Raw genomic sequence first — 13537 nt, 5'->3', positions numbered from 1 at the left:
CGTGCGGGTGCTGGTGACCGAGGACGACGAGAACTTGCGGGTGGCGTTGGAATTCGCCCTGCGCGGCGACGGCTTCGCGGTGGACACCGCCGCCGATCTGCCCGGCGCCGACGAGGCGCTGATGGTGAACGCCTACGACTGCGCGGTGTTCGACCGGATGCTTCCTTCGGGCGACGCGTTGTCGTACGTCCGCAACCGGCGCAGCGCCGGATGGCCGCTGCCCGTGCTGTTCCTGACCGCGCGCGACAGCGTCGCCGACCGGATCGACGGCTTGCGCGTCGGCGGCGGCGACTACCTGGTCAAGCCGTTCGCGATGCCGGAACTGATCGCCAGGGTGCGCAGCCTGTGCCGCCGTGACATGGCCGGGCAGGCGGTGATCCTTCGCTGCGCCGACGTCGAACTCGACACCGGCAGGCACCAGCTCTCGCGGGCGGGGGTGCTGCTCACCGTGACCCGCAAGGAGTACCTCGTCATGGAACGGCTGATGGCCGCGACCGGACGCCCGGTCTCGCGGCGGGAACTCATCCGGTACGCGTGGGACGAGATGGCGGATCCGGCGTCGAACGTGCTCGACGTCGTGATCGCGCGGCTGCGGCGGAAACTCAAGGATCCTCCGCTGATCCACACCGTGCGGGGGTCGGGCTACCGGATGGCGCCGCTTTAGCCCCACGGACGGGGCAGCCCCGGCCGCCGCTCACGGCCACCCCGCCGTGGCGGGTTGCGAAAGCCACTTTCGCAACCTTCAACGTTGCGAAAGTGGCTTTCGCAACGCGCGGCCGCTCCCGGTCCGCCCGAAACCCCGCCCGAACGAGACCGTCGACACCCGGCATGCCCCGGATGTGCCATGCTCGACAGCGCACGAGGCGGCGAAACCGAGAGGTGACGAGGGTGTCCATCTGGGCAGGCGTGATCAATTTCGTCCGGGCACGGTACGAAGTGCTCGAAGAGCGGGGGGACTGGCTCCGGTTCCGTGTCGACACCGAGGACGGCCGCGGACAGCAGGTCTCCTTGCACCACCTGCCCGACCATGACGGCGCGGAGTGGGTCGAGATCTCGTCCCCGGTCGGCTGGGCAGACAAGATCGATCTGCGGCGCCTGCTCGAACTGGCGGGCGGCGGTTCGGTCGGCGGCGCGGCCGTCGTGGACGGCGTCGCGCTGCTCAAGCACACGGTCCCGCTGGTCGACCTGAACCTGGTCAACGAGTTCGAACATCCGCTGAAGTCCCTCGTCACGCGTGCCGACGCGCTCGAACACGAGCTGACCGAGGCCGACGAGTTCTGAGCCCGCCGGTCCATTCAGGACGGAAACGATGAAGGCCCCCTGCCGACGCAGGGGGCCTTCACTCGTCTTCGAGGCAGGACTTGCGCCTTCCCGGTTTGCGCCCGGGACCGCGTCTTGAGCTCAGAGGCGCTCCTGGAGCGCGTCCGCGGCGGCGAGCAGGTCCGCGGCCCAGCGTGCCCCCGGTTTACGCCCTATACGTTCGATGGGCCCGGAAACCGACACCGCGGCGACGACGGTGCCCGTCGAATCCCGTACCGGCGCCGAGACACTCGCCACACCGGGTTCCCGTTCCGCCACGCTCTGGGCCCAGCCGCGGCGGCGGACCTCGAGCAGTGTGCGCTCTCCGTACACCGCCTCGGTGAGGATCGTCCGCTGCGTGTGCGGATCCGACCACGCGGCGAGCACCTTCGCGCCGGAGCCCGCGGTCATCGGCAGCCGTGAACCGATCGGCACCGTGTCACGGAGCCCGCTCGGCGGCTCCGCGGTCGAAACGCAGACGCGCTGGACGCCGTCGCGGCGGTACAGCTGAACGCTTTCGCCGGTGATGTCGCGCAATTTCGGCAGCACCGAACTCGCCGCGTCGAGCAGCGGGTCGGTCGAACCGCCCGCCAGTTCCGCGAGTGCGGTACCCGGCCGCCAGCGGCCGTCGGGGCCGCGGCGCAACAGGCGATGCACTTCGAGGCCGACCGCCAGCCGGTGCGCCGTCGCACGCGGCAGACCGGTCCGCGTGCACAGTTCCGCCAGGCCACAAGGATCTTCGGCCACGGCCTGAAGCACGGCCACGGCCTTGTCGAGTACTCCGATACCGCTATGCTGTCCCACAAGCCGATACTATCTTCCCGAAGTTTGAGATGTCCAGATGGTGGGAAGTACCGATTTCACCGCATGTGAGGAGCCGGAAAATGCCCCGGACACTGGCCGAGAAAGTGTGGGAGTCGCACCTGGTGCGGCGCGGCGAGGGGGCCGAGCCTGACCTGCTTTACATCGATCTGCACCTGCTGCACGAGGTCACCAGCCCGCAGGCGTTCGACGGACTCCGCCTGGCGGGCCGGAAACTGCGCCGCCCCGACCTCACCATCGCGACCGAGGACCACAACGTCCCGACGATCGACATCGAGCTGCCGATCGCGGATCCCGTGTCCCGCACCCAGGTCGACACCCTTCGCACCAACTGCAAGGAGTTCGGCGTCCGGCTGCACCCGATGGGCGACGCCGAACAGGGCATCGTGCACGTCATCGGCCCGCAGCTGGGCCTGACCCAGCCGGGAATGACCGTGGTGTGCGGTGACAGTCACACCTCGACGCACGGTGCCTTCGGCGCGATGGCCTTCGGGATCGGCACCTCCGAGGTCGAACACGTGATGGCGACCCAGACCCTGCCGCTCCGTCCATTCAAGACGATGGCGATCACGGTCGACGGTTCGCTGCGCCCCGGCGTCACCGCGAAGGACGTCATCCTCGCGGTGATCGCGAAGATCGGCACCGGCGGCGGGCAGGGCTACGTCCTCGAGTACCGAGGCGAGGCCATCGAAAAGCTGTCGATGGAAGCCCGGATGACGGTGTGCAACATGTCCATCGAAGCGGGCGCGCGCGCCGGGCTCATCGCACCGGACGAGACGACGTTCGCGTATCTGAAGGGCCGTCCGCACGCGCCGCAGGGCGCCGATTGGGACGCCGCTGTCGAAAATTGGCGCGAACTCCGCACCGACGACGACGCCGTCTTCGACGCTGAGGTGCATCTGAACGCCGACGAGCTCACGCCTTTCGTGACCTGGGGCACGAACCCGGGCCAAGGGCTCCCGCTGGGCGCCGAGGTGCCGGACCCCGAGCGGATCGGTGACGAGAACGAGCGCATCGCCGCTGAAAAGGCCCTGTCCTATATGGACCTGAAGCCGGGCACGCCGCTGCGGGAGATCGCGGTGGACACCGTCTTCCTCGGCTCGTGCACGAACGGCCGTATCGAGGATCTGAGGGCCGCCGCGGACGTCCTGCGCGGGCACAAGGTCGCCGATTCGGTCCGGATGCTCGTCGTCCCCGGCTCGATGCGGGTCCGCCAGGCGGCGGAAGCCGAAGGCCTGGACCGGATCTTCACCGAAGCGGGCGCGGAATGGCGTCAGGCGGGCTGTTCGATGTGCCTCGGCATGAACCCGGACCAGCTGAAGCCGGGTGAGCGGAGCGCGTCGACGTCGAACCGCAACTTCGAAGGCAGGCAGGGCAAGGGCGGCCGGACGCATCTGGTCTCACCGCTCGTGGCGGCCGCCACGGCCGTGCGGGGCACGCTGTCCAGCCCCGAAGACCTCCAGCCCGCCGTCGCTCGCTGACATCGCTGACATCCGCGAAGGAGTTCCCAACATGGACGCGTTCACCCACCACACCGGCGTCGGGGTCCCGCTGCGCAGGTCCAACGTGGACACTGACCAGATCATCCCGGCGGTCTACCTCAAGCGCGTGAGCCGCACCGGCTTCGAGGACGGGCTCTTCGCCGCCTGGCGCTCCGAGGAGTCGTTCATCCTCAACCAAGAGCCCTTCAAGAACGGGTCGGTCCTGGTCGCGGGCCCGGACTTCGGCACCGGCTCCTCCCGCGAGCACGCCGTCTGGGCCTTGATGGACTACGGCTTCCGGGCCGTGATCTCCTCCCGGTTCGCGGACATCTTCCGCGGCAACTCCGGCAAGCAGGGCCTCGTCGCCGCTCAGGTCGAGCAGGCGGACGTCGAACTGCTCTGGAAGCTGCTCGAAAACGAGCCGGGGACGGAGGTCACGGTGGACCTCGAGTCGAAGACGGTACGAGCCAAGGACTTCACCGCGCCCTTCCAGATCGACGACTACACCCGCTGGCGGCTCCTCGAAGGGCTCGACGACATCGCCCTGACACTCCGCCACGCGGAGGAGATCGACACTTTCGAGACCCAGCGCCCCTCCTGGAAGCCGGTGACCCTCCCGGCTGCCCACTCCTAGGGCCGGTCAAAGGGGGCGGATTCCCTTGCTGAGCAGGGAATCCGCACCCCGGCCTTGGGTACTCGACACAGCCCCGAAACCACACCGAACGGCACCTCGAGAGGCCCTGAAGGGGTCCCTCGGGAGGCGGAACAGCCCCCGAGACAAGGGAAATTTCCGCGCGTCGTTTGGAATTTGTGCTGCATTGGTAATACCGTGTGCGCTAAGTCGGCCGACGGGGCCGTGTACAAGTAGTTCTTCTTGGAGGACTGGAATGGCCAACAAGGCCCAGCTGATCGAGGCGCTGTCGGAGCGCCTGGGCGACAAGAAGGTCGCGTCGGAGGCCGTCGATGGCCTTGTCGACATCATCATCCGGACGGTCAACAAGGGCGAGAAGGTGAACATCACCGGCTTCGGTGTGTTCGAGAAGCGCGCCCGCGCCGCCCGCACCGCGCGGAACCCGCGCACCGGTGAGACCGTTCGCGTCAAGAAGACCAACGTGCCCGCGTTCCGCGCCGGCACGACCTTCAAGGACGTCATCAGTGGTTCGAAGAAGCTGCCGAAGGCCACCGCTGTGAAGCGTGCGACCGCCGGCACCGCCACTCGCGCCACCGCCACCCGCGCGACGACGACCCGGACGGCCGCCAGCCGCCCGGCCGCGACGCGTTCCACCACCACGCGGACCCGCGCCGCCGCCGCCACGACGCGTACGGCTGCGAAGCCGGCCGCCAAGGCGACCGCGACCAAGGCCGCCGCCAAGACGACCGCTGCCAAGGCGGCGCCGAAGACCGCGGCCAAGGCCACGACTCGCGCCACCACGGCCAAGAAGGCGACCGCCACCAAGGCCGCCGCGAAGCCGGCCGCCAAGGCGACTGCTGCCAAGGCCCCCGCGAAGAAGGCTCCGGCCAAGCGGACTTCGGCCGCGGCGAAGAAGAAGTAAGCTCTCTCATCACGAGTGAGCCAACGGCAGGGCCCCGCGCACCGCGCGGGGCCCTGCCGCATTTTTCGGCCGTCTGCCGTGCGGCCGCCTGGTTTCCCCCGACGCGCCCGCGCGCGGTGTCCGGGGGATCACGGCTCCGGAAGGGATCCGCGGCGGCTCAGGGGCCGGATGTGCTGTGATTCTCGTGCCGCTGGGCGAAGTCGCGGCAAAGAATCCGCTTCGATGGGGTTCTCCCGGTCACCCCGATGGACGCATCGCCGCGCTTCCCGGTGCCGCCCTCCACAGTGGAGCGACGATCGACGGCGGGCGGGAACACTGCCGGAGTAGGACGTCACCCACGTGGGGGAGCCTCGCGACTTTCCCTGTGTCCAGACGCCGAACACCCGTGATCAAAGACGTAACTCGCGTGATCGGGGCCGTAACTCACGTGACTGGAAGACGAACTCGTGAGTTACGGCTCCAAGCACGCGTGATACGGCTTCAGACACGCGAGTTACGGCCCCGATCACGCGGGTTCGGTGAATAAGCGCAGGCGAGCGTCGGGGATGGGCAGGCCCCGGTCGTCGCTCACCGGGGGTTGCGAAAGCCACTTTCACAACCATCAACGTTGCGAAAGTGGCTTTCGCAACGTCTTCGCCGCGACCGCGTCAGGGATGTGCGGGAGCCGGGGTGGGCAAAGGCGACGCGAAATAGTCCGCGGCCACCAGCACCGGCCCGTTCTCTTCGGTCGGGGGCCGGAAGGACAGCACCCAGAACGAACCCTTCTTCGACGGCACCACGCTGCCGCGTGCGGCGGGCAGGTCGACACCGTCGCGGTCGGCCAGCGCGCTGACGACGTCCGGGATCACCCCGCCCTGGCTGGAGATCACCGGCGTCCCGCCGTCTCCGGCGATGGCCAGCAGCCGGGCGACGCCGAGCACCGGGTCCGGCCAGTAGCCCTCTTCCGACAGCAGCGGCTCGTGCCGGATCTCGACGCCGAGATCCTCGGCGAGCCCGTTCACCGTCTGGACGCAACGAAGCCGCGGTGCCGAAAGCACCCTGCCGGGCGCGTAGTGCCGCAACAGCGAACGCAATGCTTCGGCCTGACGCTGGCCCGCGTCCGACAGCGGCCGCAGGTCGTCGTCGCCGTTCCACTCGTCGCGTTTACCCGCTTTGGCGTGCCGCACCAGGATCACCGTGGTGAGTTCGGGCGGCAGCGCGGAGAACTCGCGCAGCACCCGCACGTCCTCTGTCCGCGTCAGCAGTTTCTCCGCCGCTTCCGGGTCGAGCCAGCGCAGCTCGTCGACTTCCTCGTTCGGCGCGAAGGCGCCGGAAACGGCGTGCGCGGAGAAGTAGTCGACGGTCTTCGGCAGTCCCGCCACGGTGTATTCGGTCCGGACCAGATACCGGCCGAGCACGGCCTCGAATCCGGTCTCCTCTTCGATCTCCCGGACCGCCGCCCGCGCGATGGTCTCGCCCGGATCCAGCTTTCCCTTCGGCAGCGACCAATCGTCGTAGCGCGGCCGGTGGACCAGCGCGACCTCGATCCGGTCTCCGTCACGACGCCAGAGAACGGCTCCCGCCGCCCGGACGATCCCGCTCATCCCGCGGCCCCGTGCCGCTTCGCCAGCTCGACCTGGTGGTCGCGGACGTCGTCGCCGGAAGCCGGGAACGGGGTCCACTCACCGGTCGAGTTCAGCACCCAGCAGCGGGTCGACGGATGCAGCGCGGATTCGAAGATGTAGTCCAGTTGCGCCGTCAGCTTCGGATCCTTGACCCGCACCAGCGCCTCGATCCGGCGGTCCAGGTTGCGGTGCATCATGTCCGCGCTGCCGATCCACCGCGTGCCGCCCGCACGGAAGGTGAAGACGCGCGAGTGCTCCAGGAAACGGCCGAGGATGGACCGCACGTGGATGTTCTCGCTCAGTCCCTCCACGCCCGGTTTCAGCGAGCAGATCCCGCGCACCACGATGTCGACCGGCACTCCCGCCTGCGAAGCGTGGTACAGCGCGTCGATCACCTGCTCGTCGACGAGCGAGTTGCATTTGATCCGGATCCCGGCGGTCTGGCCGGCGCGGGCGAGTTCGATCTCCTCGCCGATCGCGCGCACGATGCCGCGGCGGATCCCGTGCGGCGACGTGAGGATGTTGCGGTAGGTGTCCTGACGGGAGTACCCGGTGAGCACGTTGAACAGATCCGTCAGATCCGCGCCGATCGTCGGGTCGGCGGTCAGGATGCCGAGGTCCTCGTACAGGCGCGCGGTCTTCGGGTTGTAGTTGCCGGTGCCGATGTGGCAGTAGCGGCGGATGGTCGAACCCTCCTGGCGCACCACCATCGACACCTTGCAGTGCGTCTTGAGCCCGACGAGCCCGTAGACCACGTGCACGCCGGCGCGTTCCAGTGTGCGGGCCCAGGTGATGTTGGCCTGTTCGTCGAACCGTGCCTTGATCTCGACCAGCGCGACGACCTGTTTGCCCGCCTCGGCGGCGTCGATCAGCGCGTCGACGATGGGGGAGTCGCCGGAGGTGCGGTACAGCGTCTGCTTGATCGCCAGTACCTTGTCGTCCGCGGCGGCCTGTTCGATGAACCGCTGGACGCTGGTGGAGAACGAGTCGTACGGGTGGTGCACGAGGACGTCGCCCTCGCGCAGCGTCGCGAACACCGACTTGGGCGTCTCGCGCTCACCGAACGCCGGATGCGTGGCGGGAACGAAAGGGCGGTCCTTGAGTTCCTTCCGGTCGACACCGGACAACTGGTGCAGGCAGGTCAGATCCAGCAGACCGGGGACCTCGACGACGTCGCGCGGGTCGACCTCCAGTTCGCGCAGCAGCAGTTCGAGCATGTGCTCACTCATGTCCTGCGCCACCTCCAGCCGCACCGGCGGGCCGAACCGGCGCTGCGCCAGTTCCCGTTCCAGCGCCTGGAGAAGGTCTTCGTCCCGGTCCTCTTCGACTTCGAAGTCCGCGTTGCGGGTGACCCGGAACGCGTGGTGCTCGGTGACCTCCATCCCGGTGAACAGCTCGCCGAGGTGGGCGGCGATCAACTCCTCCAACGGAAGGAACGTCGCGGTGTGGCTCTCCCTCGGCTGCTGCTCGATCCGCATCAGGCGCGGCACGTTGCTCGGCACCTTGACGCGCGCGAACCGCTCCGTGCCCGCTTCGGGGTCGCGGACGGTGATGGCCAGGTTGAGCGAAAGGCCGGAGATGTAGGGGAACGGGTGCGCGGGATCCACTGCCAGCGGTGTGAGCACCGGGAAGATCTGCTCGCTGAAGTAGTTCGACAGCCGGAGCTGGTCGGCGCCGGTCAGGTCGTTCCAGCCGACGATGAGGATGTCCTCGTCGGCCAGTTGCGGCCGCAGGTGCAGCTCGAAGGCGTTGGTGTGCCGCTCGACCAGGTCCTGGTTGCGTTTGGCGATGTAGGCCAGCTGCTCGCGCGGGGTGAGCCCGTCCGCGCTGCGCACCGGGAGGCCGGTCTCGTCGCGGCGTTTCAGCCCGGCGACCCGCACCATGTAGAACTCGTCCAAATTGGACGCGAAGATCGCCAGGAACTTGGCCCGCTCGAGCAGCGGCTGCGACTCGTCCTCGGCCAGCGCGAGCACGCGCGCGTTGAAGTCCTGCCATGACAGCTCACGGTTGAAGTACCGGTCGTCGGGCAGGGTTTCGACGGCGGTGGGCGCCGACGTCACCGCGGGAGGCGCGGCAGGCAGCGCGCGGAACTCCTGCGCGGGACGGCTCGCCGAACCGCCGCGCGTCGCCCGGACGGCCACGCGTGGAGTCGGGGTGCTCGTCTTCGCCGCGGAGGCGCTCTTCCCCGCCCGGACGGGTTTCGCCGTGCCGTGGTCGGGTTCCGGTTTCGCGGCGGAGGTCTTCCGCTTCCTTGCCGAGTTCGGGGTGCCGCCGTCATTTGTGCTCACGGACTTCATTGTTCACCACTCGGCGCGATTATGTGCGCCGCGCGCGGGTCGCCGGGGTGAACTCTCGTCACATCGCCACGCAGGGTGTCCCCAACAGCGCTGAAGTGCGCTTTCCGGCACCCAGGGTGCGGACGTGAGCGAGATCATCCGCGGTGTCGACGTCGGCCCGGAGCGATTCCGCGGCGATCGTGAGCGGGGTCGCACCGGAGACGGTGTGCGCCCGCGCGGAACCCTCGCCGAACCGGGGCTCCAGGCGATGGCCCGCCCCCGCGAGCAACAGGGTCGTCCCCGTTCCCTGCCGGTCCGCTACGAACGCCCGTCGCCCGGCGGCCTCGGCGAGGGCGGCGGTGAGGTCTTCGGTGCGCAGCGCGGGCAGGTCGGCCTGCAGGGCACCGACGAGACCGGACGGCGTGTCCCGGCGCAGCAGCTCTTCGCCGTGACGCAGAGCCGCGTTCAACCCGCCGCGTGACGGCTCGGTGACGATTTCGACGCCCAGTTCGGTGAGCTCCGCCACCGACGCCGGGTCGGCGGCGACCACCAGCACCCGGCGGACGCCGTCCGCGGAGGTCGCCGCGGCCAGCGTGTCGTAGGCCAGCGCCAGCACCAGATCGGGGTGCCGCTCGGGCACGACCGCGCCACGAAGCCGCGACTTGCCCTCGGCGGGGCGTTTCATCGGCACGATCAGGTCGATGCCCGCACTGCCTGCACTGTCCACATCTCTCTTCTTACCCGACCCTCCCTGGACCGCGCTCGCGTGCGCGCGGCAGGATCAGTGGCCTGGGACGACACGTGTGACTTCGAGGAGGACGAATTGGCCCGGCGTGAGAAGGGCGGCATCTGGGTGGGCATCGCCGCCGCACTGTTCTACCCGGCGACGGCCATCGGCAAGCGGGTCTACCGCAACGCCGAGCGGATCCCCCGCGAAGGCGGCGCGCTGCTCCTGCTCAACCACGTGTCCCACATGGATCCGGCGGTGGACGCGGTGTTCGTGCACCGCCAGCGGCGGGTGCCCCGTTTCCTCGGCAAGGAGAGCCTGACCAGGACACCGGTCTTCGGCAAGATCTTCGTGGGCGCGGGTCAGATCCCGGTCTCCCGCGGTTCGGCCGCCGCCGGCGACAGCCTCAAGGCCGCCCACCAGGCGTTACGTGACGGCAAGGTCGTGGTGATCTATCCAGAGGGGACGATCTCCAAAGATCCGGACGGCTGGCCGAAGAAGCCGTTCACCGGGGCCGCGCGGCTCGCGCTGGAGACCGACGTGCCGGTGATCCCGGTCGCCCGCTGGGGCACTAACCACATCTTCAACGGCTACACGAAGAAGTTCACGCCGTTCCCGCGCAAGACGATCACGCACCTGGTCGGCGAGCCGATGGATCTTTCGCCGTACAAGGAGGGTTCCACCCGCAGCGCCTCCAAGCTGCGCGAGGTCACCGACCTGATGATGACCGAGATCACCGCCCTGCTCGCGGAGATCCGCCAGGAGGAACCGCCCGCGAAGAAGCCGGAGGACGACGACTGATGGCCCAGGTCCAGCGGGTGACCGTGCTCGGCGCCGGATCGTGGGGCACGGCGTTCGCGAAGGTGCTCGGCGACGCGGGACGGGACGTGACCGTCTGGGCGCGGCGGCCCGAGATCGCGGAAGAGATCCGGGAGCGGCATCTCAATTCGTCCTATTTACCCGGTATCGAATTGCCGGAGCGGATCACCGCGACGGCGGATCCGGCCGAAGCCCTCGACGGCGCGCAGGCCGTGGTCCTCGCGGTGCCGAGCCAGACGCTGCGGACCAAGCTGTCCGAGTGGTCCGGTCTGCTGCCGTCCGACGCGATCCTGGTGAGCCTCGCGAAAGGCGTCGAACTGGGCACGCTCAAGCGGATGAGCGAGGTCATCGCCGAGATCGCCCGCGTCGACGCCGGGCAGATCGTGGTCGTGTCCGGGCCGAACCTGGCGAAGGAGATCGCACTGGGGCAGCCGGCGGCGGCGGTGCTGGCCTGCACCGACCACGACAACGCCAAGGCGATCCAGCAGGCGAGCTTCAACCAGTACTTCCGGCCGTACACCAACACCGACGTCGTCGGCTGTGAGCTGGGCGGGGCGTGCAAGAACGTCATCGCGCTCAGCTGCGGGATGGCGGCGGGGCTCGGCCTTGGCGCCAACACCGTGGCCACGCTGATCACCCGCGGGCTGGCCGAGATGGCCAGGCTCGGCGCGAAACTCGGCGCCGACCCGCTGACCTTCGCCGGGCTGGCCGGCGTCGGCGACCTGGTGGCGACCTGTTCGTCGCCGTTGTCGCGCAACCGGACCTTCGGCGAGCGACTCGGCCGGGGTGAGACGCTGGAGCAGGCGTTGGCGGCCACCGGCGGCCAGGTCGCCGAGGGCGTCAAGTCCTGCACGTCGATCCGGGAACTCGCGCAGAGCCTCGGCGTCGACATGCCGATCACCGACGCGATGCACCGCGTCTGCCATGAAGGGGTCGACCCCCGGCGTGCCGGAGCCGAACTGCTCGGCCGGTCGCAGAAGCACGAGTGGTCCTGAGGAAGACCGCACTATCGCGACAGACCAGGGCGGATCCGTGCTGCGAGCATGGGATCCAGGTGAGGGACTCACGGTCCACGGTATGAGATCGGTTGACCGCCGGGTTCCGCCCTGGTTCGCTGAAGGCATGTTCGCACGTGAGATGACTGTGTCGCGGGGCCTCTCGGGTCTTGGCGCCGTCTCGTGTGCGTCGTGTCGCTGTTGTCGGTGAACTCAGCCCCGGCCCAGCTCGACACCTTCTTTCCTTTGCGAGGACTTCTTCATGTTCGCCGTCCCGGACAACACGCTCGTCATCCCCGAAAACCCCGCCCTGCGCCACCCGGTGCGCGTCGCGCTCGAGTTCGCCGCGGACCGTGACCGCTGGCGCCACCTGCTGCGCTACGACCCCGAGGAACGCTTCTCCGCCCTCGTCGACGCCGACGAACTCCAGGAGATCTGGCTGATGAGCTGGCTGCCCGGCCAGCGCACCGACCTGCACGACCACGAATTCGCCGCGGGCGCGTTCACCGTGGTCAGCGGGCAGTTGAGCGAGACGGTCGCCCGGCGCGCCGTCGACGGGCGGGCGGTGACGGAGCTGCATTCGCTGTCGGAGGGCCAGTCTCGCGTCTTCGGCCCGGGGTACGTCCACGAAGTACGCAACGACGGGCCGGACCCGGCCGTCAGCGTGCACGTCTACCGGCACCAGACCCGCACCATGCGCCCGTACCACCTGGACCCCATCTCCGGCCCGTCCCGCATTTAGTCACCTACTCGCGCGGCTCTCCGGCGCAAGTAGGTGACGAATTGCGGCGCGGGGGAGCGTCAGGTGAGGTCGCCCCGGAGCCGGAATTCGGCTTCGATGCGGTCTCGCGGAGCGCCGGTGGCGAGCAGGATGTGCAGCAAGAGCCGGGATTTACGCGGATCCAGCCAACCTGCCATGGTCGCGCCCATCGCGATCAGATCCGATTCGGAACCGCGGAAGCCGTAGGTACCGCGGAACGTCGGCCCGGCGCCGGTGCGGCCGGCGACCACGATCGGCACCTCCGGCAGCACCCGCTCGATCACGTCGGCGGACCCCGCCGAAACGTGCCCGGCGCCGTTCGCGGCGAGCACCACGCCCTTGACCCCGGCCTTGACCAGCGTTTCCAGAAGCTCGCCGGTGTCCTCGACGCCGCTCTCGACGATCGGCACCAGCCCGGAGAAGTCCGCGTCCCCCAGCGGCAACGCCGCCGGGCGGGCGGCGACCGGGTGGAAGTAGTGCACCAAGCCCTCGCTGACGAGCGCGAGCGGCCCGGCGGGATTCGAGGAGAAAGCCTCGACGTGGCTCGAATGTGTCTTGCGGACCCAGCGCGCGGCGTGGACGTCGTCGTTGAACACGACCAGCGAGCCGCGGCCCCGGCTGCGGGGATCGGCGGCGACGGTCAACGCGGCGAGCACGTTCCCCGCGCCGTCGGCGCTGGGCAGACTGGGATTGCGCATCGCGCCGGTGATCACGATCGGCGCCTCGGAAGCCCAAGTCAGTTCGAAGAAGTACGCCGTCTCTTCGAGCGTGTCCGTGCCCTGGATAACGACGACACCTTCAGCGCCTTCGTCGACGGACTTGGCGGCCCAGTCTCGCGTCCGGATCAGGGTCGCGAAGTCCATCGACGCGCTGGAAATCCCCGCTAACGTCTCCGCGCGGACGTCCATCTCGAGGTCGTCGCCCAGGTCGCCGAGCAGGTCGGCGGCGGTGAGGCGGGGGACGGCGTGGTCTTCACCGTCGCCGGGGACCATGGAGATGGTGCCGCCCAGTGCGGCGACGGCGACAAGGGGCCGATTCTCGGGAGAGACGCTCATACGGACATTCTCCCAAAGTCCCGTGAGTGTTTTGGGTCGTTAGAGCCAAGGGTGTCTTAGGTATCTACGTGGGTTCCGGCTGCGGTTGGTGCCAGGCCCTGGTCCGTGAAGGACTCCAGTCGGGCGCTCACGTGAGCTTTCGCGAC

At 69.0% G+C, this 13537-nt stretch carries 13 protein-coding genes; 8 read left to right on the top strand and 5 right to left on the bottom strand.

Annotation, left to right across the window (positions count from 1 at the left end; all coding sequences use genetic code 11):
- Position 1: 1 nt before the first annotated feature.
- Positions 2-664, top strand: coding sequence for a response regulator transcription factor (locus DL991_RS24695; protein ID WP_125786705.1), 663 nt, complete (start codon positions 2-4; stop codon positions 662-664).
- Between the two features lie 224 nt (positions 665-888).
- Complete coding sequence (locus DL991_RS24690) at positions 889-1281, top strand: hypothetical protein (protein WP_125786704.1); 393 nt, start codon at positions 889-891, stop codon at positions 1279-1281.
- Positions 1282-1401: 120 nt separating this feature from the next.
- Here DL991_RS24690 and DL991_RS24685 read toward each other — a convergent pair whose 3' ends face one another.
- Complete coding sequence (locus tag DL991_RS24685; protein ID WP_007031477.1) at positions 1402-2103, bottom strand: IclR family transcriptional regulator; 702 nt, start codon at positions 2101-2103, stop codon at positions 1402-1404.
- Positions 2104-2183: 80 nt separating this feature from the next.
- On the opposite strand from DL991_RS24685, the gene leuC reads away from it, so the two are divergent.
- From leuC to DL991_RS24670, 3 genes are all read left to right on the top strand, one after another.
- Positions 2184-3602, top strand: a complete 1419-nt coding sequence (leuC, locus tag DL991_RS24680; protein ID WP_125786703.1) for a 3-isopropylmalate dehydratase large subunit — start codon at positions 2184-2186, stop codon at positions 3600-3602.
- Between the two features lie 31 nt (positions 3603-3633).
- On the top strand, positions 3634-4236 hold the full coding sequence (leuD, locus tag DL991_RS24675) for a 3-isopropylmalate dehydratase small subunit (protein ID WP_125786702.1): 603 nt from the start codon (positions 3634-3636) through the stop codon (positions 4234-4236).
- 253 nt (positions 4237-4489) lie between these two features.
- Positions 4490-5155 (top strand): HU family DNA-binding protein, encoded by a 666-nt coding sequence (locus DL991_RS24670; protein WP_125786701.1) that lies wholly within the window; start codon positions 4490-4492, stop codon positions 5153-5155.
- A gap of 647 nt (positions 5156-5802) precedes the next feature.
- Here DL991_RS24670 and DL991_RS24665 read toward each other — a convergent pair.
- From DL991_RS24665 to cofC, 3 genes are read right to left on the bottom strand one after another with little or no spacing between them, the layout of a single operon-like run.
- Complete coding sequence (locus DL991_RS24665; RefSeq protein ID WP_125786700.1) at positions 5803-6738, bottom strand: NUDIX hydrolase; 936 nt, start codon at positions 6736-6738, stop codon at positions 5803-5805.
- A complete protein-coding gene (locus DL991_RS24660) occupies positions 6735-9056 on the bottom strand; it encodes an RNA degradosome polyphosphate kinase (RefSeq protein WP_199746401.1) in 2322 nt (773 codons plus the stop codon). Before DL991_RS24660 ends, DL991_RS24665 begins: the two co-directional genes overlap by 4 nt.
- Positions 9057-9114: 58 nt before the next feature.
- Positions 9115-9720: a 2-phospho-L-lactate guanylyltransferase gene (cofC, locus tag DL991_RS24655; protein ID WP_125786950.1), complete on the bottom strand. Its 606-nt coding sequence runs from the start codon at positions 9718-9720 to the stop codon at positions 9115-9117.
- A gap of 99 nt (positions 9721-9819) precedes the next feature.
- Between cofC and DL991_RS24650 the strand changes: the two genes are divergently transcribed.
- The 3 genes from DL991_RS24650 to DL991_RS24640 all read left to right on the top strand — a co-directional run bounded on the left by DL991_RS24650 (position 9820) and on the right by DL991_RS24640 (position 12318).
- Complete coding sequence (locus DL991_RS24650) at positions 9820-10563, top strand: 1-acyl-sn-glycerol-3-phosphate acyltransferase (protein WP_125786698.1); 744 nt, start codon at positions 9820-9822, stop codon at positions 10561-10563.
- A complete protein-coding gene (locus DL991_RS24645; RefSeq protein WP_199746403.1) occupies positions 10563-11576 on the top strand; it encodes an NAD(P)H-dependent glycerol-3-phosphate dehydrogenase in 1014 nt (337 codons plus the stop codon). The genes DL991_RS24650 and DL991_RS24645 overlap by 1 nt, the downstream gene beginning before the upstream one ends.
- 262 nt (positions 11577-11838) lie before the next feature.
- Positions 11839-12318, top strand: a complete 480-nt coding sequence (locus DL991_RS24640; protein WP_125786696.1) for a cysteine dioxygenase family protein — start codon at positions 11839-11841, stop codon at positions 12316-12318.
- Positions 12319-12377: 59 nt separating this feature from the next.
- On the opposite strand, the gene DL991_RS24635 is transcribed toward DL991_RS24640, so the two are convergent.
- Positions 12378-13391, bottom strand: coding sequence for an asparaginase (locus DL991_RS24635; RefSeq protein ID WP_125786695.1), 1014 nt, complete (start codon positions 13389-13391; stop codon positions 12378-12380).
- Positions 13392-13537: the final 146 nt, after the last annotated feature.

It is taken from the genome of Amycolatopsis sp. WAC 01375 (assembly GCF_003947325.1).
Taxonomy (GTDB): domain Bacteria; phylum Actinomycetota; class Actinomycetes; order Mycobacteriales; family Pseudonocardiaceae; genus Amycolatopsis.
Note: the sequence above shows the minus strand (reverse complement) of the source record. Positions and strands in the feature narration are given on the sequence as shown.

Excerpts from the sequence above, each read along its gene's own strand:
- DL991_RS24635 (WP_125786695.1), bottom strand. The coding sequence starts at position 13,391 with ATGAGCGTCTCTCCCGAGAATCGGCCCCTTGTCGCCGTCGCCGCACTG.
- DL991_RS24640 (WP_125786696.1), top strand. The coding sequence starts at position 11,839 with ATGTTCGCCGTCCCGGACAACACGCTCGTCATCCCCGAAAACCCCGCC.
- DL991_RS24660 (WP_199746401.1), bottom strand. The coding sequence starts at position 9,056 with ATGAAGTCCGTGAGCACAAATGACGGCGGCACCCCGAACTCGGCAAGG.
- DL991_RS24645 (WP_199746403.1), top strand. The coding sequence starts at position 10,563 with ATGGCCCAGGTCCAGCGGGTGACCGTGCTCGGCGCCGGATCGTGGGGC.
- leuC (WP_125786703.1), top strand. The coding sequence starts at position 2,184 with ATGCCCCGGACACTGGCCGAGAAAGTGTGGGAGTCGCACCTGGTGCGG.
- DL991_RS24665 (WP_125786700.1), bottom strand. The coding sequence starts at position 6,738 with ATGAGCGGGATCGTCCGGGCGGCGGGAGCCGTTCTCTGGCGTCGTGAC.
- cofC (WP_125786950.1), bottom strand. The coding sequence starts at position 9,720 with ATGAAACGCCCCGCCGAGGGCAAGTCGCGGCTTCGTGGCGCGGTCGTG.
- DL991_RS24670 (WP_125786701.1), top strand. The coding sequence starts at position 4,490 with ATGGCCAACAAGGCCCAGCTGATCGAGGCGCTGTCGGAGCGCCTGGGC.
- leuD (WP_125786702.1), top strand. The coding sequence starts at position 3,634 with ATGGACGCGTTCACCCACCACACCGGCGTCGGGGTCCCGCTGCGCAGG.